General features: G+C 61.3%; 22 protein-coding genes. 16 read left to right on the top strand and 6 right to left on the bottom strand.

The window, feature by feature from the left end; all coding sequences use genetic code 11:
- Positions 1 to 11 precede the first annotated feature (11 nt).
- The 5 genes from RD1_RS15730 (at position 12) to RD1_RS15710 (ending at position 6,884) form a co-directional block, all read left to right on the top strand.
- Positions 12 to 791: a uracil-DNA glycosylase gene (locus RD1_RS15730; RefSeq protein ID WP_011569532.1), complete on the top strand. Its 780-nt coding sequence runs from the start codon at positions 12 to 14 to the stop codon at positions 789 to 791.
- Positions 784 to 1,395 carry a LysE family translocator gene (locus tag RD1_RS15725; RefSeq protein ID WP_011569531.1) on the top strand — a complete coding sequence of 204 codons (612 nt, stop codon included), beginning with the start codon at positions 784 to 786 and terminating at the stop codon, positions 1,393 to 1,395. Before RD1_RS15730 ends, RD1_RS15725 begins: the two co-directional genes overlap by 8 nt.
- A gap of 1 nt (position 1,396) precedes the next feature.
- Positions 1,397 to 1,939: a molybdenum cofactor biosynthesis protein B gene (gene moaB, locus RD1_RS15720; RefSeq protein WP_011569530.1), complete on the top strand. Its 543-nt coding sequence runs from the start codon at positions 1,397 to 1,399 to the stop codon at positions 1,937 to 1,939.
- A gap of 94 nt (positions 1,940 to 2,033) precedes the next feature.
- The gene (locus tag RD1_RS15715; RefSeq protein ID WP_011569529.1) at positions 2,034 to 3,491 is read left to right on the top strand and encodes an efflux RND transporter periplasmic adaptor subunit; all 1,458 of its coding nucleotides are present in this window, start codon (positions 2,034 to 2,036) and stop codon (positions 3,489 to 3,491) included.
- A gap of 3 nt (positions 3,492 to 3,494) precedes the next feature.
- Positions 3,495 to 6,884: an efflux RND transporter permease subunit gene (locus RD1_RS15710; RefSeq protein WP_011569528.1), complete on the top strand. Its 3,390-nt coding sequence runs from the start codon at positions 3,495 to 3,497 to the stop codon at positions 6,882 to 6,884.
- Here RD1_RS15710 and RD1_RS15705 read toward each other — a convergent pair.
- A complete protein-coding gene (locus tag RD1_RS15705; protein ID WP_011569527.1) occupies positions 6,881 to 7,687 on the bottom strand; it encodes a protein-disulfide reductase DsbD domain-containing protein in 807 nt (268 codons plus the stop codon). The two genes, RD1_RS15710 and RD1_RS15705, sit on opposite strands and share 4 nt — an antisense overlap.
- 149 nt (positions 7,688 to 7,836) lie before the next feature.
- Between RD1_RS15705 and RD1_RS15700 the strand changes: the two genes are divergently transcribed.
- The gene (locus RD1_RS15700) at positions 7,837 to 8,391 is read left to right on the top strand and encodes a YqgE/AlgH family protein (protein ID WP_011569526.1); all 555 of its coding nucleotides are present in this window, start codon (positions 7,837 to 7,839) and stop codon (positions 8,389 to 8,391) included.
- A 9-nt stretch (positions 8,392 to 8,400) separates the two neighbouring features.
- Here the strand turns inward: RD1_RS15700 and RD1_RS15695 are convergent, their stop codons facing one another.
- On the bottom strand, positions 8,401 to 9,345 hold the full coding sequence (locus RD1_RS15695; protein ID WP_011569525.1) for an L-threonylcarbamoyladenylate synthase: 945 nt from the start codon (positions 9,343 to 9,345) through the stop codon (positions 8,401 to 8,403).
- Between the two features lie 120 nt (positions 9,346 to 9,465).
- On the opposite strand from RD1_RS15695, the gene RD1_RS15690 reads away from it, so the two are divergent.
- From RD1_RS15690 to RD1_RS15670, 5 genes are all read left to right on the top strand, one after another.
- Complete coding sequence (locus RD1_RS15690) at positions 9,466 to 11,160, top strand: acyl-CoA dehydrogenase (RefSeq protein WP_011569524.1); 1,695 nt, start codon at positions 9,466 to 9,468, stop codon at positions 11,158 to 11,160.
- Positions 11,160 to 12,206 (top strand): MBL fold metallo-hydrolase, encoded by a 1,047-nt coding sequence (locus RD1_RS15685; RefSeq protein WP_011569523.1) that lies wholly within the window; start codon positions 11,160 to 11,162, stop codon positions 12,204 to 12,206. Before RD1_RS15690 ends, RD1_RS15685 begins: the two co-directional genes overlap by 1 nt.
- Positions 12,207 to 12,209: 3 nt before the next feature.
- Positions 12,210 to 12,671 (top strand): DUF6173 family protein, encoded by a 462-nt coding sequence (locus RD1_RS15680; RefSeq protein WP_011569522.1) that lies wholly within the window; start codon positions 12,210 to 12,212, stop codon positions 12,669 to 12,671.
- Positions 12,672 to 12,827: 156 nt separating this feature from the next.
- Complete coding sequence (locus RD1_RS15675) at positions 12,828 to 12,962, top strand: aa3-type cytochrome c oxidase subunit IV (RefSeq protein WP_011569521.1); 135 nt, start codon at positions 12,828 to 12,830, stop codon at positions 12,960 to 12,962.
- Positions 12,963 to 12,967: 5 nt separating this feature from the next.
- The gene (locus RD1_RS15670; RefSeq protein ID WP_081432942.1) at positions 12,968 to 13,576 is read left to right on the top strand and encodes a hypothetical protein; all 609 of its coding nucleotides are present in this window, start codon (positions 12,968 to 12,970) and stop codon (positions 13,574 to 13,576) included.
- Positions 13,577 to 13,582: 6 nt separating this feature from the next.
- Here RD1_RS15670 and RD1_RS15665 read toward each other — a convergent pair whose 3' ends face one another.
- On the bottom strand, positions 13,583 to 13,909 hold the full coding sequence (locus tag RD1_RS15665; protein ID WP_011569519.1) for an AzlD domain-containing protein: 327 nt from the start codon (positions 13,907 to 13,909) through the stop codon (positions 13,583 to 13,585).
- Positions 13,906 to 14,637 (bottom strand): AzlC family ABC transporter permease, encoded by a 732-nt coding sequence (locus tag RD1_RS15660; protein ID WP_011569518.1) that lies wholly within the window; start codon positions 14,635 to 14,637, stop codon positions 13,906 to 13,908. Before RD1_RS15660 ends, RD1_RS15665 begins: the two co-directional genes overlap by 4 nt.
- Before the next feature lie 50 nt (positions 14,638 to 14,687).
- On the opposite strand from RD1_RS15660, the gene RD1_RS15655 reads away from it, so the two are divergent.
- Genes RD1_RS15655 through glp form a run of 4 tightly spaced genes read left to right on the top strand, consistent with a single transcriptional unit; the run spans position 14,688 to position 18,737 of the window.
- Positions 14,688 to 15,575, top strand: a complete 888-nt coding sequence (locus RD1_RS15655) for a formate dehydrogenase accessory sulfurtransferase FdhD (protein ID WP_011569517.1) — start codon at positions 14,688 to 14,690, stop codon at positions 15,573 to 15,575.
- Entirely contained in the window at positions 15,572 to 16,180 is a 609-nt protein-coding gene (gene mobA / locus RD1_RS15650) for a molybdenum cofactor guanylyltransferase MobA (protein WP_011569516.1), read from the top strand. Before RD1_RS15655 ends, mobA begins: the two co-directional genes overlap by 4 nt.
- Complete coding sequence (mobB, locus tag RD1_RS15645) at positions 16,177 to 16,671, top strand: molybdopterin-guanine dinucleotide biosynthesis protein B (protein ID WP_011569515.1); 495 nt, start codon at positions 16,177 to 16,179, stop codon at positions 16,669 to 16,671. Before mobA ends, mobB begins: the two co-directional genes overlap by 4 nt.
- Positions 16,668 to 18,737, top strand: a complete 2,070-nt coding sequence (glp, locus tag RD1_RS15640; RefSeq protein WP_011569514.1) for a molybdopterin-binding protein — start codon at positions 16,668 to 16,670, stop codon at positions 18,735 to 18,737. The genes mobB and glp overlap by 4 nt, the downstream gene beginning before the upstream one ends.
- A gap of 108 nt (positions 18,738 to 18,845) precedes the next feature.
- On the opposite strand, the gene RD1_RS15635 is transcribed toward glp, so the two are convergent.
- A complete protein-coding gene (locus RD1_RS15635; protein ID WP_011569513.1) occupies positions 18,846 to 19,892 on the bottom strand; it encodes a hypothetical protein in 1,047 nt (348 codons plus the stop codon).
- 14 nt (positions 19,893 to 19,906) lie between these two features.
- Positions 19,907 to 20,377 carry a transcription elongation factor GreA gene (greA, locus tag RD1_RS15630; RefSeq protein WP_044033199.1) on the bottom strand — a complete coding sequence of 157 codons (471 nt, stop codon included), beginning with the start codon at positions 20,375 to 20,377 and terminating at the stop codon, positions 19,907 to 19,909.
- Between the two features lie 543 nt (positions 20,378 to 20,920).
- On the opposite strand from greA, the gene RD1_RS15620 reads away from it, so the two are divergent.
- Positions 20,921 to 22,570, top strand: a complete 1,650-nt coding sequence (locus RD1_RS15620) for an electron transfer flavoprotein-ubiquinone oxidoreductase (RefSeq protein ID WP_011569511.1) — start codon at positions 20,921 to 20,923, stop codon at positions 22,568 to 22,570.
- Positions 22,571 to 22,710 lie beyond the last annotated feature (140 nt).

Raw genomic sequence — 22,710 nt, 5'->3', positions numbered from 1 at the left:
AGAATACGCTCATGGAATCATCCGACTTTCATCATGCGTTGGCTTTGCTGGATTGGCAAATTGAACTCGGGGCGACCGAGGCGATTGGTGAAACGCCCGTCAACCGGTACGATTTGCCCGACAAAATCCAGCCAAAACAGAAGGCTGCGCAGACAACTGTTGCGCCGGCTGCCGCAAGGGCTGCGGAAAAGACCGATCCGGTCGATGCCGCGCGTAAAGCAGCATTCGCGGCGCAGGACCTTGATCAGTTGCGCGCGGCACTGGCGGGGTTTGAGCATTGTGATCTTAAGCGCGGGGCGCGCAATCTGGTGTTTAGCGACGGGGTGGCAGGTGCAAGGGTCATGGTCATCGGCGAGGCGCCGGGGCGCGAGGAAGACTTGCAGGGGCGTCCCTTTGTCGGACGCGCCGGGCAGCTGCTCGACCGTATGCTGGCGGCGATCGACATGGGGCGCGATCGCCAAAGCGACCCGGTCTATATCACCAATGTCGTGCCGTGGCGCCCGCCACAGAACCGGGACCCCAGTTCGGATGAAATCGCCATGATGCGCCCGTTTGTCGAACGCCATATCGCTTTGGCAAAACCTGAGGTGCTGGTCATCATGGGCAATGTTTCGGCGCAGGCCTTGCTGGGTAAACGCGGCATCACCCGGTTGCGCGGGCAGTGGGTCGAGGCCTTTGGCGTGCCCGCATTGCCGATGTTTCACCCCGCTTATCTGTTGCGCAACACGGCTGCCAAACGAGAGGCATGGGCGGATTTGCTAAGCCTGCAGGCGCGTTTGCACAATGGTTGAACCGCTCACCCTGCTTGCTTTCGTGCCTGCGGCGCTGGCGTTGAACCTCACACCGGGGGCCGACATGATGTTTTGCCTCGCGCAGGGCGTGCGTAACGGTGCGCGCGCGGCTTGGGCTGCCAGCGCCGGGATTGCTCTGGGCGGGTTGATCCATGTCTTTATCGCCGGTGCGGGGCTGAGCGCACTTTTGACGGCCTGGCCCGTGGCGTTTGATATCATCCGCTGGGTCGGGGTGGCCTATCTGGTCTGGCTCGCGCTTCAGGCTTTGCGCGCGCACCCCGGGGCAGAGCCAAGTGCGCTGCCGGGCTCCGGGCATGCTTTTCGCGGCGGCCTGTTGATCAATCTGGCCAACCCGAAGGTGATCCTGTTCGTGCTTGCCTTCGTGCCGCAGTTCGTCACGCCCGAGGCCGGGTCCGTGCTGGCCCAGTTCATGGTATTCGGCGGCGTCATGGCCGTTGGTGGTTTCATCATAAACGGCATCGTTGGCGCTTCCGCCGATGCTCTGGCGCAACGCTTCAAACAACGCAGCCGATGGCTGGACGTTGTCACCGCAGGTATTTTTTCCGCGCTCGCTGCGCGTCTGGCCATTCTGGAGATAAGTTGACATGAGCCGCATTGACCCCTCCAAGGACTTCATCGCCATCCGCATCGCGGTTTTGACGGTGTCGGACACGCGTGATCTATCGCAGGATAAATCGGGTGACGTTCTGGTCCAGCGCCTTCTGGACGCCGGGCACGAGTTGGCGGACCGGCGCATTTTACCGGATGAACGCGATCAGATTGCCGACCAATTGCGCATATGGTGCGAGGATACCAGCATCGATGTGGTGATTTCGACAGGTGGCACGGGGCTGACGGGGCGCGATGTCACGGTGGAGGCGCACCGCGATGTCTATGAAAAGGAAATCGATGCCTTTGGCACGGTTTTCACGATGGTATCTATGCAGAAAATCGGCACCAGCGCGGTACAAAGCCGTGCTACGGCAGGGGTGGCTTTGGGCACCTATCTCTTTGCGCTGCCGGGCAGTCCGGGTGCTTGCAAGGACGCCTGGGATGAAATTCTGGCGCGCCAACTGGATTACCGGCACAGGCCCTGCAACTTTGTCGAAATCCTGCCACGGCTCGACGAGCACCAAAGACGTAAATAATCGGCATATCCGACGTTTGGTCAGGGGTTGGTATTAACTGGCGATGCGCTACGTTTTCCGATACATTTGAGGGTATTCAAAGGATTGGAGTGCAATGCGCTTCCTGCGGCAAAGCATGATCGGCCTGTTCCTTGCGTCAGTGGCGCTGGGCCTGCTAGTTTACGCGGCGCAATTGGTCAGCGATGCGGTGCAATCCAGTCTGAGCAGCGAGCGTGCGCCGCCCGAGGTGCGGGAACGTGTGTTCGTGGTCAACCTCATCACCGCTGTGGAGGGGGCGCAAACCCCAGTCCTTGAAACTTTTGGGGAGGTCAACTCCCGGCGCAGGCTGGAGTTGCGGGCAGCGATTTCGGGGCGGATTATCAACCTGTCACCCGCATTTGCCGAAGGGGGCAGCGTCACCGCCGGAGAGGTGATCGTGTCGATTGATCCGGCGGATATGCAGTCGGCCTACGACCGTCTGGCAGCCGATCTGGCCGACGCAAAAGCGGAGGTGCGCGATGCGGACCGAGGGCTTGATCTGGCCCAGCAGGAAGAACGCGCCGCACAACAACAAGCGGTGCTGCGCGAACAGGCGCTTGCGCGTCAGGTCGATCTGGCCGCGCGCGGCGTGGGCTCGGCCGCATCGGTTGAAACCGCGGAACTGGCATCGGCGGCGGCTGAGGCCGTCGTCATTGCACGCAGGCAGGCCGTAGCACAGGCACAGGCCCGCATCGATCAGGCTGCAACCCGGGTTGCACGCGCGGAAATTGCCCTTGCCGAGGCCGCGCGTAACCTTGCGGATACGGTTGTCGATGCGCCCTTCAGCGGCACATTGAGCAACACCGCCGCTGTGGAAGGTGGTTTGGTCGCTGCAAACGAGCGGCTGGCCGATCTGATTGACCCTAGCGATCTTGAGGTCGCTTTCCGTGTGTCCACGACCCAATATGCGCGGCTGCTGGATGAACAGGGCGTCCTGATTGATGCGCCCGTTGCGGTACGGCTGGACGCCAACGGCTCTGATCTGACTGCGACGGGCCGGATCAATCGGGTCAGCGGGGACACGGGCGAGGCACAGACCGGGCGTCTGGTTTTTGCCCGGCTGGGGGCGGCCCCCGGATTTCGTCCGGGGGATTTCGTTACCGTTCTCGTTCAGGAGCCCATGCTGGAGGACGTGATCCGCCTGCCGGCCTCGGCGGTCGGGTCGGGTGGAGAGGTTCTTGTGCTGGGGCAGAACGATCGGCTGGACGCAGTCGATGTGCAACTCGTGCGTCGTCAGGGCGATGATGTGCTGGTGCGTGCCGAGGGGCTGGCAGGGCGAGAGGTCGTGCGTGAACGCTCGCCACTGTTGGGGGCGGGTATTGCCGTGCGTCCCTTGCGCTCTGACGCCGAAGAGGCACGTGCGATGCCCGCGCTTCTGGACCTGAGCGCGGATCGTCGCGCGCGGCTGGTCGCATTCGTGCAGAACGATACCCAGATGCCAGAGGCGGACAAAGCGCAAGTGCTGGCTCAACTGTCACAGCAGGAGGTTCCGGCGCATATGGTCGCGCGCCTCGAAAGCCGGATGGGAGGCTAGCCGGTGGCGCGCCAGATCCCGTCGTCGGCAGGCGGTCTTCTGTCCTATTTCACGCGCCATCGCACGCTGGCAAACCTGTTGTTTGTTCTGTTGCTTGTCTGCGGTCTGGCGGCGATCCCGAACATGCGCACGCAGTTCTTCCCGGACGTGGTGCTCGAAGAGGTGAGGGTCAATATAAACTGGGACAATGCCAGCGCCGAGGACATGGACCGCGCCATCCTGCAACTGCTTGAACCGGCGGTTCTGACGCTGGATGGCGTGGAAGGTACGATTTCTTTCACGGGCGAAGGCTGGGCGTCAACGCGCGTCACTTTCGCACCTGACTGGGACATGATCCGCGCGCTCGCGGATGTGCAGAACGCGGTGGACGGGATTGATGGCTTCCCCAGCGAAATGGAAGAGCCAAACGTGTTCCAACGGTCGTGGACGGACCGGGTAACCGATGTTGTCATCACCGGGCCGGTTGGGCCGGATCAACTGGCGAACTTTGCCGATGAGATGGTGGTGCGTCTCTTTGCGGCGGGTGTGACACGGACGAGCCTGCAGGGCGTGGCAGCACCACAAACGCTGGTGGAGGTGCCTTCGGTTGAACTGATCGCCAATGACATCACCATGGCGGACATCGCTGCCGCCATTCGCGCGGAGGTGGATACCGACCCCGCTGGCGATGTGTCGGGTGCGAATGCACGCGTGACGACGGGTTCTGAAAAACGGGATCCTGAGCAGATTGCAGCGATTGTTTTACGCTCCAACGCTGATGGCTCCAAGCTGACCATCGGGGATGTGGCGACGATATCGCGGCAGGGGTCTGACCGGGGGCAAAGCTATTTTGTCGGTGACAATCCTGCGGTGTCGCTGCGCGTGAACAGATCGGCGCAAGGTGATGCCATCGAAATCCAGCGCACCGTTGAACGCGTCGCGGAAGAGCTGCAATCGACACTGCCCGAAGGGGTCACGGTGGATCTTGTGCGCACCCGGGCTGAGGCGATCTCAAGCCGGTTGAGCATTCTGGTTGAGAACGGATTGACCGGGCTGGCGCTGGTTGTCTGTCTGCTGTTTCTCTTTCTGAATGCGCGCACCGCGTTTTGGGTCGCGGCAGGCATCCCGGTGGCGATGATGGCGGCGATTGCGATCATGTATGCCGCCGGTTTGACGCTGAACATGATATCGCTGTTCGGACTGATCATCACGCTGGGTATCGTGGTTGATGACGCCATCGTCGTAGGTGAGCATGCGGATCATCGGGCGCGGCACCTGAATGAACCCCCGATGCAGGCCGCCGAAAATGCCGCGCGCCGCATGGCGATGCCCGTATTGGCGGCCACGCTCACGACCGTCATCGCCTTTTTCGGCCTGATGGCAGTGGGCGGACGTTTCGGCACGTTGATTCAGGACATTCCGCTGACGGTGATCGCCGTGTTGATCGCCTCGCTGATTGAATGCTTCTTGATCCTGCCCAACCACATGGCCCATGCGCTGGCTGCCAAGGCCAAGGAGCGCTGGTATGACTGGCCCAGTCGGCAAGTCAATAAAGGGTTTCGCCACATCCGCGAAACCCTGTTCCGCCCCTTCATCGCCGGCGTCATTGCGGCACGGTATGTGGTGCTGGCGGGGGTGGTTGCGATTTTGGCCAGTCAGGTGGCGTTGTTCGTGCGCGGCGACGTGCAATGGCGGTTTTTCAACGCGCCGGAACGCGGATCAGTCTCTGGCAACTTTGCGATGGTGGAGGGGGCGACGCGCGAGGATTCGATGGAGATGATGCGCATGATGCAGCGCGCGACCAACGAGCTTGCCGCCGAATACGAGGAACGCTACGGCGCAAGCCCGGTTGCCTATGTTCTGTCTGTGGTGGGCGGGCACACCGGGCGCGGGTTGAGCGGGTCTGGCTCAAAAGACAAGGACCTGCTGGGCGGGATCGCAATCGAACTGATTGATGCCGAATTGCGCCCCTATTCCAGTTTCGCATTTGTGGCGGATCTGCAGGAACGGGTCGAAAACCACCCGCTTGTCGAAACGGTGGCATTCCGTGGGGGGCGGTCAGGGCCGGGTGGCGATTCGCTGAACGTGCGCCTTTACGGGGCGGAAACGGATCAACTCAAGGCGGCCGGTTTGGCCTTGCAGGACGCCCTGCTGCGCTATCCTGAGGTCAGCGCGCTCGAAGACACGCTGGCCTATGACAAGGAGGAATTGATCCTCGATCTGACGCCGCAAGGGCAGGCACTGGGCTTCAAGATTGATGATCTGGGCCGCAGTTTGCGCAATCGCCTCGGCGGTATCGAAGCGGCGACCTATCCCGAAGGGCCGCGCAGTGCAGAGATCCGCGTTGAACTGCCCGAGGGCGAGTTGACGGCTGATTTTCTCGAACGCACCCAGTTGCGCAGCCCGACGGGGGCCTATGTGCTGCTTGCGGATATCGTCAGTGTGGAGCGGCGCACCGCGTTCAACTCCGTGCGGCGTGAAAACGGGTTGCGTGTCATCTCGGTCACGGGAGACATCTCGGAAGATGATCCGGTGCGCGCCACTGAAATCGAGACAGCGTTGCGCGAGGAAATCCTGCCCGACATCGCCAGCACCTACCAATTGGACTGGCAGATGGCCGGGCTTGCCGAGGAAGAGAACTCCTTTCTCAGCGACGCCTTTACCGGGCTGATCCTCTGTCTGACGGGGATATACCTTGTGCTGGCCTGGGTTTTTGCCAGTTGGACGCGGCCCATCGTCGTCATGGCCATCATCCCCTTTGGCCTCGTCGGGGCGATTTACGGCCATTGGGTGTGGGACGTCCCCCTCAGTATGTTCACGGTCGTGGGTTTGTTGGGCATGACCGGGATCATCATCAACGATTCAATCGTTCTGGTCACGACGATCGACGAATACGCGCAGGATCGCGGGCTGATCCCGTCCATCATTGACGGGGCTGCGGATCGCCTGCGACCTGTATTGCTGACCACGCTGACAACGGTGCTTGGCATGATGCCGCTGCTTTATGAGACCAGCCAGCAAGCGCAGTTCCTCAAACCGACGGTGATCACGCTGGTCTATGGCCTCGGGTTCGGGATGCTGCTGGTGCTTCTGGTGGTGCCCGCCTTGATCGCGGTGCAGCATGATTTTGCCCGCCAACTCACCGCGACGCGGCGCGCGGTGTCCTCGCCCATGCGCGTCGGGTTCTATGCGCTCTGGTCCGGGATCGCGCTGTGGTTGGCGGTGACGCTTGGCTGGGCGTGGTGGCAGGGGGAAATCTACGCCCCCCTACGCGAGATGTTCGGCTTTGAGGCAGAGGGCAACGCGATGCTCGGTGCGCTGGCGCTGTTCATCGCAGGGGCGGGTCTGCTGGCGCTGCTCGGCTATGTCGTGCTGGCGCTGCGGTTGCGCCTCAAAGGTCCGCTGGACGCCTAGCCGCCGGCGCAACCGCGGATATCAACCGCATATTTCGAACCGAGAACGGTAATCCGGATGGCGGATCGGTCCAGCGCGATCGGTCCACCGTTCACGTTCACCATATCGGATGTGGCCACGATGGTCCCGCCGCGGCGCTTGGTCTTGGCCTCGCTGACCCAGATATCGCCCGGTCCGGGTTCAATCACAATGTATTCGGGATCCCCCGCCGATGGCATGGTCACCCGCGCCTCGATCTGCAGCCCGTCTGATGTGGGGCTGATGCTGCATTCCGTGGCGCGCACACCCGCTTCGCTCGCGCTGTAGGGTTGTTGTGCCAGCGCCGCCGCGATGGCGGGCGTGGGGTTGGGCGTATCCCCGGGGATTTCGCCACTCAGTTCCAGCTCATGCGGGATGCAGATGTCGGAACATATGCCAAGCTCCATCCTCGCATTCAGGCTGACCGGTTGGTTGTTGTGCTTGGGTTCGATACGCAAAGGGATGACCAGCGTGTTGTCATAGCCGACCGAGCGCATGCCGTTCTGGTCAAACACCTTTGGGGTCGGCCACGAAATCCCCACCGCTTCGAGGTTGCGTGAATATGACCAGTCGAAACGCGGCGGAATGCCCGCATCCCCCGGTGCGCGCCAATAGGTCTTCCACCCCGGTGCCAGCGTCAGGCGCAGGGCGGCCATGCGGCTGCCATCCGATTGAACCCAGCCCGGCAGGACCTCGGCCGTTATCGGGGTTTCAAAGCGGTCCTGTGCAGATGCAGCGCTGGCAAGCAGCACGGACAGAGCAAGAATGGATAGGTTTCGCGTCATGCCTTATTCTATGGGGTACTGGCAACAAAAAGCCAAGTCACGTTCGGGTCAGCGATGTTTCGCGGGACTTGCCCTCTTTGGTCTTGCGCCACGCCCATGGGCGCGCCATCTTGAAGGGCAGAGGGTCTACATGTTGCAAAGGACAGCATTTGAATCTGGAAGGTAAACTGCTTGTTGCGATGCCTTCGATGGGCGATCCGCGTTTTCAAAACGCGGTCATTCTCATTTGCGCGCATTCAGCCAAGGGCGCGATGGGGCTGATCATCAACAAACCCACTCCTGAAATCCGCATCAGCGATGTTCTGGACCAGCTCGATATCCTGTCCTCTCAAAAAACGCGGGAGATGGTCGTGCATTTTGGCGGACCGGTTGAGACCGGGCGCGGTTTTGTCCTGCATTCAACGGATTACGCGTCCAGCCTGAACACGCTGATCGTCGATGGTGCATTCGGCATGACCGCGACGCTCGATATTCTCGAAGAGATCGCTGACGGCCGCGGGCCTGCGCAGGCCTTGATGATGCTTGGTTATGCCGGGTGGGGCGGGGGGCAATTGGAAAATGAAATTGCCCAGAACGGATGGTTGACCACCAACGCCACCAGTGACCTCGTGTTCGATCTGCCTGCGGCGCGCAAATGGTCCGAGGCATTGCACAGCCTTGGGGTCGATCCCATCAACCTGAGCCCGGCGGCAGGGCACGCCTGAACTCTGGGGTCAAGGGCGCGGAGCCGCCGCGCGGCGTAAACGGTCATTGATGGCGGCACCAAGCCCATGCTGCGGGATCGGGGCCACGGCAATGGCCTTTCCCGTGGCGTCCAACTGGTGCAGGCTCTCAAAAAGAGCGCTGGCCGCTTCGGTCAGATCCCCGTCGCGGGACAGGTTGAGATCGCAGTCCATGTGACCAAATCCCAGCAAAACCTCGCCCGCCTGCGCGCTTGTTGCATTCAGGCGAACGTGCCCGTCGGGTGCGTAGTGAGACACCAGTTGTCCGGGTGCAGATATCTTGCCCTCGGTCGCACGGGACAGCGTTTGCCCCAGCACACGCTCGATCTCTTCGGCGGGCAATCCGCCGGGTCGCAGCAAACAGGGGGCGGCATCAAGACCGACGATGGTGCTTTCCAGCCCCACGCTGCAAGGCCCGTCATCCAGAATTGCCGCTACCTTGGTGCCCAGACCTTCGGCCACATGCCGCGCGGTCGTGGGACTGATTTTCCCAGACGGGTTCGCAGAGGGCGCGGCAACAGGGCCGTCAAAGGCCCGCAACAAGGCGCGCGCGGCGGGATGCGCGGGCACCCGCAGAGCAACCGTGGGCAGCCCGGCAGTCACGAGGGAGGACAGACCGTGCTCCTCACGCAGCGGCAGCACAAGGCTCACCGGGCCGGGCCAGAAGGCCGTGGCCAGTTTCTCGGCGCTGTCAGACCAGTGGCAGAACCGCCGGGCCTGCGTTGCGTCATGCACATGCACGATCAGCGGGTTGAAACTTGGCCTGCCCTTGGCTTCGAAAACAGTGGCGACAGCGCGCCCGTTGCGCGCATCCGCGCCAAGGCCGTACACCGTTTCCGTTGGAAAGGCGACCAGCGCGCCGGTGCGCAACAGATCGGCTGCTTGCGCGATACCATCCGGCGTTGGCGTCAGACATGTTGGCTCTGTCGTCTTCATCAAATCCTGTGACGCCGCGTTTCTATTGCTGTGCCGGACCGGGCGGCCCATGCTGTAGCGACGCTTTATAAGCTGTGCTGCCTCTTGCCAAGGCAGCAGTACGTTTGAGGAGACCCCGCAATGCCTTTTCGCGCGCCCGTCGATGAATTTTCTTTCCTGCTGAACAATGTGGTCGGATTTGATGAAGTATCCGCCACGTCGATGTTTGAGGCAGCCTCCCCGGATGTCACGCAGGCTGTTCTGGTGGAGGCAGGCAAGCTGTGCGACGAGGTGCTCGCCCCCCTGCAACGCGTCGGCGATGTGAATCCAGCGCGGCTTGAAAACGGTGTGGTCAGAACGCCGCCCGGCTTTGATGCGGCGTGGAAAGCCATCGCCCAAGGGGGGTGGGTTGGCATGGCTGCTGATCCCGAGTTTGGCGGCATGGCCCTGCCGATGGCGGTGACCAGTGCTGTGAACGAGATGATGAGTGGTGCGTGTTTGTCGTTGCAGATCGCACCGCTGATGGCACAGGGTCAGATCGAAGCGCTGGAGCATCATGCCAGCGACGAGATCAAGGCGCTTTACCTGCCCAAGCTGATCGCGGGCGAGTGGACCGCGACCATGAACCTGACTGAACCACAGGCGGGCTCGGATGTTGGTGCGTTGTCTTCAAAGGCGCAGCCCAACGGCGATGGCACCTATGCGGTGACGGGGCAGAAAATCTATATCAGCTGGGGCGATCACGACGTTGCGGACAACATCTGCCACCTTGTGCTGGCGCGTCTGCCCGATGCACCGGCGGGCACCAAGGGGATCAGCCTGTTTCTGGTGCCCAAGTTCATTCCGAACGCGGATGGCACGCTGGGCGCGCAGAACACGGTCAAGGTGGTGAGCCTGGAGCACAAGCTCGGTCTGCATGGATCGCCCACGGCTGTGATGCAATATGACGGGGCGACCGGCTGGCTTGTGGGTGCGAAAGAAGGCGGCATGGCGGCGATGTTCACGATGATGAACAATGCGCGTCTTGGCGTGGGCGGGCAGGGAACCGGCGTGGCCGAGGCCGCCTATCAACACGCGCTGAGCTATGCGCGCGAGCGCAAACAGGGCAAGAGCGCCATCGTGGATCATGCGGATGTGCGCCGGATGCTGGGCACGATGAAGGCGGATATCTACGCCGCGCGCGCCATTGGGCTGAGTTGTGCGGTGGCGATCGACATGGCGCATGCAACAGGCAGCGCCGACTGGCAGGCGCGCGCCGCCTTGCTGACGCCCATCGCCAAAGCCTTTGGCAGTGATACCGGGATTGCCGTCGCGGATGCGGGCATTCAGGTGCATGGCGGCATGGGATTTGTCGAAGAAACCGGGGCGGCACAGTACAGCCGCGACGTGCGGGTGACCGCGATTTATGAGGGCACCAACGGTATTCAGGCCATGGACCTTGTTGCGCGCAAGATGGCCGACAATGGCGAGGCGGCACACCGTCTGCTGGATGAAATCGAAGCCTGCGCGGAGCATGCAAAAACCACCCTGCCGGAGCTTGCCGAAGCGGTCTGGCAGGCCTCCGAAAGCCTGCGTGAAAGCACCGAGTGGCTGGTGTCCGAACGGGATATGAACGCGCGTTTTGCCGGAGCGACATGCTATCTGCGTGCCTTTGCACGGGTTCTGGGGGGCTATTTGCACCTCAAAGCAGCGCTTGCCGCACCCGGTGGGCCGCGAGAGGCGCTTGCACGTCTCTACATCCGGCGTCTATTACCGGAGCATACGGCCCTGCTGGCGCAGGCGCAGATTGGCGCGGAGGACCTGTTCGGTCTGAGCTTGGAAGAATTGGCAGCCTGATGAAAGATCACACCCCCCAGGGCCTGCGGTATCCGTGGGAAAATCCGCCGCAAGAGGGGATGGCGACGCAGGTTGCGCCCGGTGTGCTCTGGATGCGCCTGCCGCTGCCGATGAAGCTGGACCATGTAAACATCTACGCGCTGGATGACGGCGACAGCTGGACGGTGGTGGATACCGGTTTTGCCTCCCGGCGCACCAAGGCGATCTGGCGCACCCTGATGGATGGCCCCTTGCAAGGCAAGCCGATCACGCGCGTGATCGTCACGCATCATCACCCTGATCACGTCGGTCTTGCGGGGTGGCTGCAATCCGAATTTGGGGCTGAACTGCTGACCACGCGGACCGCATGGCTGTTTTCGCGCATGCTCACGCTGGATGAACAGGCCGTGCCTTCGGATGAGAGCATTGCCTTTTATCAAAGCGCCGGGATGGACCCGGAGGTTCTGGCGCGGCGCCGGGTGGAGCGCCCGTTCAACTTTGCGGATGTCGTGGCCCCGATGCCCCTGGGGTTTACACGCCTGAAACAGGGCGATGTGATCGAATTTGGTGGGCGTCACTGGGACATCCACATCGGGAATGGCCATGCGCCTGAACACGCCACCTTCTGGAGCCGGGACGACAATCTGGTGATTGCGGGCGATCAGATCTTACCGTCGATCAGTCCGAATATCGGGGTCTATGCCACTGAACCGATGGCCGACCCGATCGGCGACTGGCTCGAAAGCTGCGAGCGTTTCGCCGGGATTGCGCGACCTGATCATCTTGTTCTCGGCGGGCACAAGCTGCCCTTCACCGGGTTGCCGATGCGCCTGTCGCAACTGATCGACAACCATCATGGCGCGCTGCACAGATTGCTGGCCTTTATCGACACGCCAAAGGCCGCGGGCGAGTGTTTTGCGCCACTGTTCAAGCGCAGCATCGGGGATGGTGAATATGGTCTGGCGCTGGTGGAGGCGGTCGCGCACCTCAGCCACCTTTACCAATCCGGGCTTGCGACGCGAACCCGGCGCGGCGATGGTGCGTGGGTGTATCAGCGCAAGGAGTAAGAGATGGACGACCGCATCACCACCGCAGCCGAAGCATTGGAGGCGGCCGCGCTTGCGGGGCTGCATGAGGTCCATGCCGACCCTGAAGCTTCAAATGCCTGTGCCAAACCCCTGCCTAGGGCGATGACCGAAAAACCTGCTGTGGAAAAGTCGCCAGCCCAATGGGCCTATGAAAGAATTATACTTTATCTCAAGAACTTCGAAGAACAACTTGATAACTCACATGAAGTCGCAATGGGCTTTACCGGCGGGGATGCCGGGGTTTTGCGGATTGAGGGCATGGGGTATTTCGCGCCGGATATCGTGACGTTTTATGGTGTAGATGGCGCCGGTGCCAAGACACAGATGGTGCAGCATGTCAGCCAGCTGAACGTCATGCTGCGTGCGCTGCCCAAACCGGCGGAGAAGAAAGAACCCAACCGCATCGGTTTTCGGCTGGCGCAGGAACTGGACAAGCAGAGCTGAAGTGCACCGTCACGCGTATCGATGCGGGCAGGGCACGGAAACCACCATGGCTGTGATTTTTCCGCGCAGGTAGGCGCTGACCGCGTGACATGAGGGGGCGAATCCAGTACGGCTGGTGTCCAACGCGAAATTCAAAAGAAACAAAGGACTGCGGCAATGGCAGAACACAAACACGGCGAGATGGACATCGAAGCGCAAGAGAAAACCTTTGATGGCTTCATGCGCTGGTCCATGCGGACGGTTATCGCAATCATCGTGCTGATTATCTGGATGGCGATCTTCATCACTTGAGCGGCGTGACACGTTTGACGCGCCTGACCTGCGTCGCGACACTTCTTCTGATTTTGGCAGGCTGCGCTGGCGGTAGTTTTAACGACGCCACTGTTGAGGAGGCGCAGGCGGTGGCATATGTGCCGCGCGGTGCGCCGAAACTGACCGTCTTTACCGTGGTGAACAACCGAACCGGCAGCGGCGGTCACTCTGCACTGATGGTGTCGGGCAGCCAGCAGGTCATCTTTGACCCGGCCGGATCATTCGAACATGAACGGATCAAGCAGCGGGGCGATGTGCTTTATGGCATGTCGCCGGGTTGGGTGGCGGCCTACAAAAGTGCGCATGCGCGCGACACCTATCACGTGGTATCGCAAGAGATTGAAGTCACACCGGAACAGGCAGAACGCGCCCTTGCGTTGGTGCAATCCAACGGCGACGTGGGCAGTGCGTTTTGCGCCAATGCGACCTCGTCAATCCTGCGCCAAGTGCCGGGGTTCGAAGAGATTTCCGTGACGTTCTTTCCGGTCAATCTGATGGACCAAATTGACAAGCGGGACGATGTCGAGACATCAAAATACTATGAAAACGATGCAGGCGATGTGCTGGACGGGATCAACGCCGCCCCGATCTGACGCGCCTCAGCCCAGGAGATATAGCAATGCATAAAGCGTCACGGCTCCGGCGAATATGGCACCAAACACGTTGCGCGTGATCAGACCGATCGTGAGCGTCACCACCGCCGCCGCCAGCCGTGCAGGGTCCAGCGTGCCATCTGTGGCCGCTGGCCAGACGATCAGCGGCGCGACCAGAGCAGGCAGGATCGCCACGGCCGTGTAGCGCAGGTGTCGCAGCAGCCAGGGTGGCATGTGCCGCGACCCGACCAGCCCGATGAAGGCAAAGCGCAGGAAATAGCTGCCGACGCCAAGGCCGATGATCACGATCCACAAATCACTTTTGTCGATCATTGCGCTTGCTTCCGGCGATCAAAGAGGACTTCGGCCTGTGCGCCTGCCATCATCGCAAGCACCCCGGCGACCAGCAGTCCCATCGAATAGGGCAACCCCGCCGCAAGCAGGCTGACGAGGATGGACACAAAAGCTGCCACCAGATGCGCGGGGGTTCTGAGCATCGGCGCCATCAGGGCGAGAAACGTAATCGGCAGTGCGAAATCCAGCGCCCAACTGTCCGGGACCTGCGTGCCGATCACAGCCCCGATATAGGTGCAGACATACCACGCCGGCACCACTGGGGCGACGCAGCCGAAGAAATACGCCAGCCGTTCGGGCAGGGTCATCTGCGGTTTGGCTTCATACTCGACCGTGGCGCAGGCATAGGACTGATCGAGGATAAAATAGGCGAGAAAGGCCCGTTTCCACAAAGGTGCTGCACCCAGATAGGGGGTCAGCGATGCCGAGTACATCGCCATGCGCAAATTCACCGCCAGAGCGGATGCGAGAACGATAATCGTCGGGGCCTCTTCCGCCATCAGTTGCAGCGCGGTGAACTGCGCCGCCCCGGCAATGACCACAACCGAAAAGGCCAGCGTTTCCAGTATATTGAGCCCCGCCTCTGTCGCCAGCACACCAAAGAGCACGGCAAAGGGTCCGACCACGAAAACAAACGGTGTGCCACCGCGGAACCCGCGCCAGAAGACGGAATGCAAGTCGGGTGTTTTCGCTGTGGTGAAGGACATTGGATGCTTTTATATAGGGTGTGCGGACAGCTACATCAGTGTGGGGGGGGATGCAATTGGCCAGACTTGAAGATACGGGCGATTACCTCATCGCGCCCGACCCATCTGCGGCGCGGCTCACGCGTGCCGTCATGGGCACCGATCACACCGGCGCAGAGGTCGCCACAAATGTGGTCGAGGAACGGCCGTTGACGATTTTCCTGAACGCGCAGGAAGTCGTGACGGCCATGACCATCGGGGATTATCCGGACTATCTGGCGCTGGGTTTTTTACGCAATCAGGGCATGCTCAGCGATGACGATGATATCACCGGCGTTGAGTATGACGAAGAGCTCGAAACGGTGATTGTTCGCACCGCCCGCAAGACCGATTACGAAGAGAAAATGCGCAAGAAAACCCGCACCAGTGGCTGCGCGGTGGGCACGGTGTTTGGCGACATGATGGAAGGGTTGCAGGATGTGCGCCTGCCCGCGACATCTGTGCGCACTTCTTGGCTTTATGCGTTGAGCGCGCGGATCAACCGCACGCCTTCGCTTTACCTTGAGGCCGGTGCGATCCATGGCACGGTGCTGTGTCACGAGGCGCGCCCGCTGGTCTATATGGAGGATGTGGGCCGCCACAATGCTGTGGACAAGATTGCAGGCTGGATGCTGTCTGAAAAGGTGCAGGCGGCGGACAAGCTGCTCTATACGACGGGGCGTCTGACGTCTGAAATGGTCATCAAAACGGCGATGATGGGCATCCCTGTGCTGGCTTCGCGCTCCGGGTTTACGGCCTGGGGGGTCGAGATCGCGCGCGAAGTGGGCCTGACGCTGATCGGCCGGATGAAGGGGCAGCGGTTTATCTGTCTGAGCGGCGAAGACCGCCTGATCCGGGATGCAAACCCCGATGATGTTGCGCAGGAACCGCGTCGCGCCGGACGCAAGGGGGCGATGTGAAGCAACCTTTGGGTGTGATCCTCGCCGGTGGGCAATCGACACGTATGGGCGGGGGCGACAAGGGGCTGCTGGGCCTTGGGGGTGGCACCCTCCTGTCGCATGTGATTGAGCGTCTGGAGCCTCAGGTTGCGGGGCTGGCGCTGAACGCCAATGGCGATGCGACGCGTTTTGCACAGTATGGTTTACCCGTGCTGCCCGACAGTATTGATGGCTTTGCCGGGCCGCTTGCCGGTGTGTTGGCCGGGCTTGATTGGGCTGCAGAGAAAGGCGCGGATATGATTGTGACAGCGGCGGCTGACACGCCGTTTTTTCCGGGCGATCTGGTGCCGCGCCTGCTGCTGGCCAGTGAGGGCATGAGCCATCCCCTCGCGCTCGCCACAACACCGGATGCGAAACGGGGCCGCGTGCGCCATCCGACATTTGGCGTCTGGCCCGTGGCCTTGCGGGACGATCTGCGCGAGGCGTTGCGCGGGGGCTTGCGCAAAGTGGTTTTATGGACAGAGCAGCATGAGGGTCGCGAGGCCATGTTCCCTGTTACGACCTTTGATCCCTTCTTCAACGTCAACACACCCGAAGACCTGAAACACGCGGAGAGCTTGCTATGAGAGTTTACGGGGTCGTCGGCTGGAAAAACGCGGGCAAGACGGGGCTGATGGAACGGCTCGTGACCGAGATTTGCGGGCGTGGTTTCACAGTTTCGACCGTCAAACACGCGCATCACGTGTTTGATGTCGACCAACCGGGCAAGGACAGCTATCGCCACCGGTCCGCGGGGGCCACCGAGGTGTTGCTGTCTTCGCGCAAACGTTTTGCCCTGATGCATGAGTTGCGCGATGAGGCCGAGCCTGCGCTCGATGCACTGTTGGCCAAGCTGCAACCGGTCGATCTGGTGTTGATCGAAGGCTATAAACGCGACGCGCACGCCAAGGTCGAAGCCTTTCGCGCCGAGACCGGAAATGGGCTGCTCGCGGCGCATGATCCCACCATCAAGGCCGTTGCCAGTGGTGTCCCGTTGGACTTGGACCGCCCCGTCTTTGATCTGAATGACACAGAAAAAATCGCGGATTTCATCCTGTCGCAGGTGGGGCTGGCATGAACTTCGACACCGTCCTGATGGTGGATTGGTCCGGTGGCAACGACCGGGGGCCGCGACCGACAAAAGACGCCATCTGGCTATGCGTTGCGAGAGACGGCCGCGCCGAAGAACCACGATATATGCGCAACCGGCAGGTGGCTGAGGACTGGATCGCCGCATTTCTGACGGGGGAAACCACCGCTGGGCGCAAAACGATCGTGGGGTTTGATTTACCCTTTGGCTATCCCAGAGGGTTCGCGCAGGCGCTCACCGGGCAGGATAATGCCTTCGCCGTTTGGCAGTGGTTCGAGGATCGCATCGAGGACAGCCCGCAGTCCAACAATCGCTTTGATATTGCCGGTGAGATCAACCGCAAATTCGGTGGTGCCGGTCCCTTTTGGGCCAATGCACTCCAGCGCGATATCGAGGGGCTGCCGCGCACCAAAGCGGGGTACGAAAACCCATTTCCGGATCGGCGCCGCGCTGAAACACGGGCGCAGGGGGCTTTTACCTGCTGGCAGATGGCCGGGGCCGGGGCGGTCGGTTCGCAGGTGTTCATGGTGTTGCCGGTGCTGTCGCGCCTGCGCAGGCGGTTCGGGGCAAGCGTGTGGCCTTTTGAACCACTGACCAGCGACGTCGCTTTTATTGAAATCTGGCCATCCCTGACCCTGGGGGCGGCCCCGGCGCATATGATCAAGGACGCCTGGCAGGTTCGGGAAGTGGCGCGGACGGTATCCGCGCTGACGCCGGAACAGTTGGCCGAGGTGCTGGATGTTGATGCGCCCGAGGAAGGGTGGATTTTCGGACTTGGCCACGAGGCGCTGCTGAAAGAGGCGGCAAAGCTGCCGCCGCGCCTCAGCAACAGCTGTTTTGCGCTGCCACCGGGCGTGCACTGGACCCCGGTTGCCGAAGCGCTGGAGGCGTTGAAAACTCGGCTCGCACCTGTGACCGGCATATCAGAAACACCGATTGCGCAAGCCGCAGGGCTTGTCACCGCGCGCGATTGCATCGCGCAGCGCAGCAACCCACCCCTGCCCAACACGGCTGTGGATGGCTATGGCTTTGCCGGTGGGCGGGCAGAGGGCCTGCACAGGATGCCGCTGGCTGAAACGCGCGCAGCCGCTGGTGATGCGCCCGCGACCCTGCCCGCCGGCCAGGCGATGCGCGTTCTGACCGGGGCGGCCCTGCCACAGGGTGTCGATACGGTTGTCTTGCAGGAAGATGTGACCGTCAGCGACGGGCAGGTGGCCTTTCAGGGCCCGATCAAGCAGGGGGCCAATACCCGCAAAGCAGGCGAAGACGTGGTGGCTGGTGATGTGGCAGTGCCTTCTGGTGTGCGCATCAAGGCGGCAGATGTGGCCTTGCTGGCCGCGACCGGGGTGCAAACGGTCGAGACTTACGCGCCGTTGCGCGTCGCGGTCGTCTCAACCGGGGCGGAACTGGTCGACGCCGGACAACCCGCTCGCGCGGGCCAGATCTATGACGCCAATCGTCCAATGCTGATCGAACTGGTGCGGGTCTGGGGCCATATCCCGGTTGATATCGGCATCGTCCCGGATGACAGGGAAGCGCTGGCGCAGCAGCTGTCGCGCGCGGCGCGCGAGGCCGACGTGATTATCACCAGTGGTGGCGCGTCAGCAGGGGATGAAGATCATGTCTCCGCCCTGCTGAATGACGCAGGCAGCATGAGCCTGTGGCGCATCGCGGTCAAACCGGGGCGCCCGCTGGCCTTGGGGATGTGGGACGGGGTGCCGGTGTTTGGTCTGCCGGGGAATCCGGTGGCGGCCATGGTGTGTGCGCTGATTTTTGCACGCCCCTCTCTGGCGCGCCTTGCGGGGGAGGCGTGGCCCGAACCGCAGGGGTTCGATGTGCCCGCCGCGTTCAGCAAGAACAAGAAACCGGGCCGCTCGGAGTTTCTGCGCGCGCGCATCCGGCAGGGCCGGGCCGAAGTGTTTGCATCCGAAGGATCTGGCCGGATATCCGGTTTGTCATGGGCCGAAGGATTGGTCGAGTTGCCGCAGGAGGCAGCGTCAATCAAACCGGGTGATCCGGTCCGCTATATGCCGTTTGGAAGTTTCGGGCTTTAAAGCGTCATGCGAAAAACCGCGATCACGTAATGCTGCCTGAAATCAAAGAATTCAGCGCGTTACGTGTTATTCGATGTGTCAGGTGTTTCGTTAGCCGCTCTAGCCTGCTCAGTCGAAAGTCCCGGCAACGCGCCCCAGCAACATGAATGCCCGCGCGGTACGTGTTTCTGCAAGGGCTACAATATCACTGTCATCGGCGCGTTTCTCGAATTCGGCGAATGTCTTGTCAAACAGCCGCAAAAAATGATGCGCGGCATCGCGGAAAATCGGGTCCTGTTTCATGCGCCCGGATGTGAGCGCGAGCGAGGAGCGATCCCTGATCCCTCCGAGCGGCGCGATGGGGCGACCCCTGACGCCCTGTCCGAAATGACGCCAGATTTCAGGGCGTGCGCGGTCGGGCAACAGGTCGTCCATGTAAATCCCGTCCTGACTGAGCAGTGTCAGGATATCCTGTGCCGCCTGAATGAGCTGCGCAGAGGGGCGGTCTTTCAAAGCGCGCCGCAAGGCCGCAAAGCCCTGCGTATCCTCGGCGGTTTCCGGGAAGTTCAGCGCACGGATGAAATCGGCCGTGTCCAGCGGCGGGGCAAGGTCCTCGGCATGGGTGCCAAGGGCAAGCGCCTGTTGCTGATCAACCGCCGCGGGGGCCGGTGCGCGCGCCGGAGTTTGCCGCTCTTGTTCGCGCCGCGATGAAAAGGTGGCCAGCACCGTTTCGGTTTTGCGCGTGGCGGCTGCGATTTCATCGAGTTTCCTTGCAACGGAGGCAGGCTCCACCCCGGTGGCGGCATTCTGGCTTTGTGCGATATAGGTATGCCTGATCGCATCCAGCGAGGCTTGCAGACGCTGGCTTTCCTCGCGCATCACTTTGGAAGCGCGCGCCGCAGAGGCCGCAACCCACACCATCCCGATCGGCATGAATATGGCCATGATCGTCATCAGGAACCGCAAAGCGCCCGCGCCCTCGCCGCCCTCCGTTGCCTCGCTGGGCAGCATCAGGAAAAACAGCCCCGCACCCAAGAGCCAGATGGCCGAGATCGCAATCGCGATGATCTCTATGCCGGAGATAACCTGCGTTTTGGGACGATCATATATGCCCAAGGGTGTCGGTCGCGTATGCGCCGCGCCGGTCTGTGGGTCTTGTTCGCTGGCATCGGCCATATCACGGGGTCCTGTCAGGCATAGACGATTTTCAACACCTCATAGGCCTTTTGCCCGCCCGGCGTGCGCACCTCGACGCTGTCACCTTCGTCCTTGCCAATCAGCGCCCGCGCAATGGGCGATTTGATGTTGAGCAAGCCTTTTTCGACATTCGCCTCATGCTCGCCGACAATCTGCCAGGTTTTCTCTTCGTCGGTGTCTTCGTCCACCAGAGTGACGGTCGCGCCGAATTTGATCGCGCCGGACATCTTTGATGGATCAATCACCTCGGCCAGACCCAGCACGCCTTCGAGTTCCTTGATCCGGCCTTCAATGAACGAGTGCTTTTCGCGGGCCGAATGATATTCGGCATTCTCGGACAGATCACCGTGCTCGCGCGCTTCTGCGATGGCACTTATGATGGCCGGGCGCTCAACAGACTTCAGGTTCTTCAGCTCGGCTTCAAGATCGGAGTGGCCCTTGCGGGTCATGGGTATCTTATCCATTGGCGGTATCCACGAAATACGGCGGCCCGCCGGGGAGTCCGGGGGCCGCTGGTGACAATTGCACCCTACCTGACCCAAAGGCGCGGCAGATTGCAAGGGGAGTCGACCCTGCGGGGGCTGCCGTTCGGCGGAAAATTTCCCGTGACCCGCGCCATCGGTCATATTGTAGGGTTTCATGTTCAATCCGACCCGCGTTCGCGTACCGTGCGCGGTTTCGCATGGCATTGCATCACAAGCTCGCTTGGTTGACCGGCCTGCGCGTTGACCTTGACGGATGTGGCGGCCCGGGCCTGCCACGCTGTGCGCTGTGTACCCCGAAGAAGAAGGCCGCGACAAAGGGCGTCGGCCCCGGGTGTCTGATGAGCGCGCCGCCGGAGTGATCGGATTTCGCACGCTTGGGTGGCGCGCAGGTTGTTGATCCGCGCCAAAGATACATTTTGACGCCGTGTAGCGATTGCATTGCACCAAGACGTGGTTTAGCCAATCGCGAGCTTTATTTTACTTGGCATAACGCCGAATGGGAAATTGACAGGGGAATCGTCCATGACCGATACGCCACGCGAAACAATGGAATATGACGTCGTAATCGTGGGTGCGGGACCTGCCGGGTTGTCCGCTGCCATCCGCTTGAAGCAACACAACCCGGACTGTGAGGTCGTGGTTCTCGAAAAAGGGTCAGAAGTTGGGGCGCATATCCTGTCCGGTGCCGTGCTGGACCCGATCGGGTTGAACGCGCTGATCCCTGATTGGAAGGAAAAGGGCGCACCGCTCAACGTGCCGGTCCGCGAGGATAACTTCTATTACCTCGGCGAAGCGGGCCAGTTGCGCATTCCAAACGCCCCCATGCCGCCGCTGATGGACAACCATGGCAATTACATCGTGTCGATGGGCAATGTCTGCCGGTGGATGGCGGAGCAGGCCGAAGAACTGGGCGTCGAAATCTTCCCCGGCATGGCGTGTTCCGAGCTGGTTTACGGTGACAAGGGCGAGGTGAAGGGCGTTGTCGCCGGTGAGTTTGGCAAGAACCCCGATGGCAGCAAGAGCGATGCATATGAGCCTGGCATGGAACTGCACGGCAAATACGTCTTCCTCTCCGAAGGTGTGCGCGGATCGCTGTCAAAGCAGGTGATCGATAAATTTGACCTCAGCGCCGGGCATGAGCCGCAGAAATACGGCCTTGGCATGAAGGAAATCTGGGAAATCGACCCGGCCAAGCACAAAGAGGGCACTGTTACCCACACGATGGGCTGGCCTCTGGGCAGCAATGCGGGCGGCGGGTCCTTCATATACCACCTTGATAAAAATCAAGTTTATGTCGGTTTCGTCGTGCATCTGAACTACAAGAACCCGCATCTCTTTCCCTATATGGAATTCCAGCGCTTCAAACATCACCCGATGGTGGCGGACCTGCTGGAGGGCGGCAAACGCGTGGCTTACGGTGCGCGCGCCATCAGCGAGGGGGGCTATCAGTCCATGCCGAAGATGGTGGCACCCGGTGTCGCGCTGCTGGGCTGTTCGGTGGGGATGGTCAACGTGCCGCGGATCAAGGGCAACCACAACGCAATGCTTTCGGGGATTGCGGCGGCGGATGCTGCACTTGAGGCGATTGCCGCAGGGCGTGCCAGTGATGAGTTGAGCGCCTATGAAGAAGAAGTGCGCAGTGGCGAAATCGGTGCAGACCTCAAGAAAGTCAGAAACGTCAAACCCCTGTGGTCCAAGAGCGGCCTGATGGCGAGCCTTGTGCTGGGCGGGGCCGACATGTGGGCGAACACGCTTGGGTTCTCGCTTTTCGGCACCATGTCGCATGGTAAATCAGACGCCGAGGCGACCGAGGAAGCCGCCAAGCACAAACCCATCGACTATCCCAAACCGGATGGGAAACTGTCTTTTGATCGTCTGACCAATGTGGCGTTTTCCTTCACGAATCACGAGGAAAGCCAGCCTGCGCATCTGACGCTGAAGGATGCGTCGGTGCCCGTCTCCGTCAACCTGCCCAGATATGCGGGTCCTTCGGCGCGCTATTGCCCGGCGGGCGTCTATGAGTTCGTGGAGGAAGAGGGCAAGGACACGCGCTTTGTGATCAATTTCCAGAACTGCGTGCATTGCAAGACATGTGACATCAAGGACCCGGCGCAGAACATCGTATGGACGACGCCGCAGGGCGGGGATGGTCCAAATTATCCGAACATGTAAGCGCGTAGCAAAGATCACAGGTTCACTGCATCGCCCGCATGGCGCGAACAAGATATCGTGTGACAGGCGGGCGCGCCATTGCGCTCGCAGGCGAACCTGATAGCCTGCACCCATAGGTGATAGCCCATAAGGAACCTCGA

It is taken from the genome of Roseobacter denitrificans OCh 114 (genome assembly GCF_000014045.1).
GTDB classification, from domain to species: domain Bacteria; phylum Pseudomonadota; class Alphaproteobacteria; order Rhodobacterales; family Rhodobacteraceae; genus Roseobacter; species Roseobacter denitrificans.
This window is presented reverse-complemented; position numbering and strand designations above follow the sequence as displayed.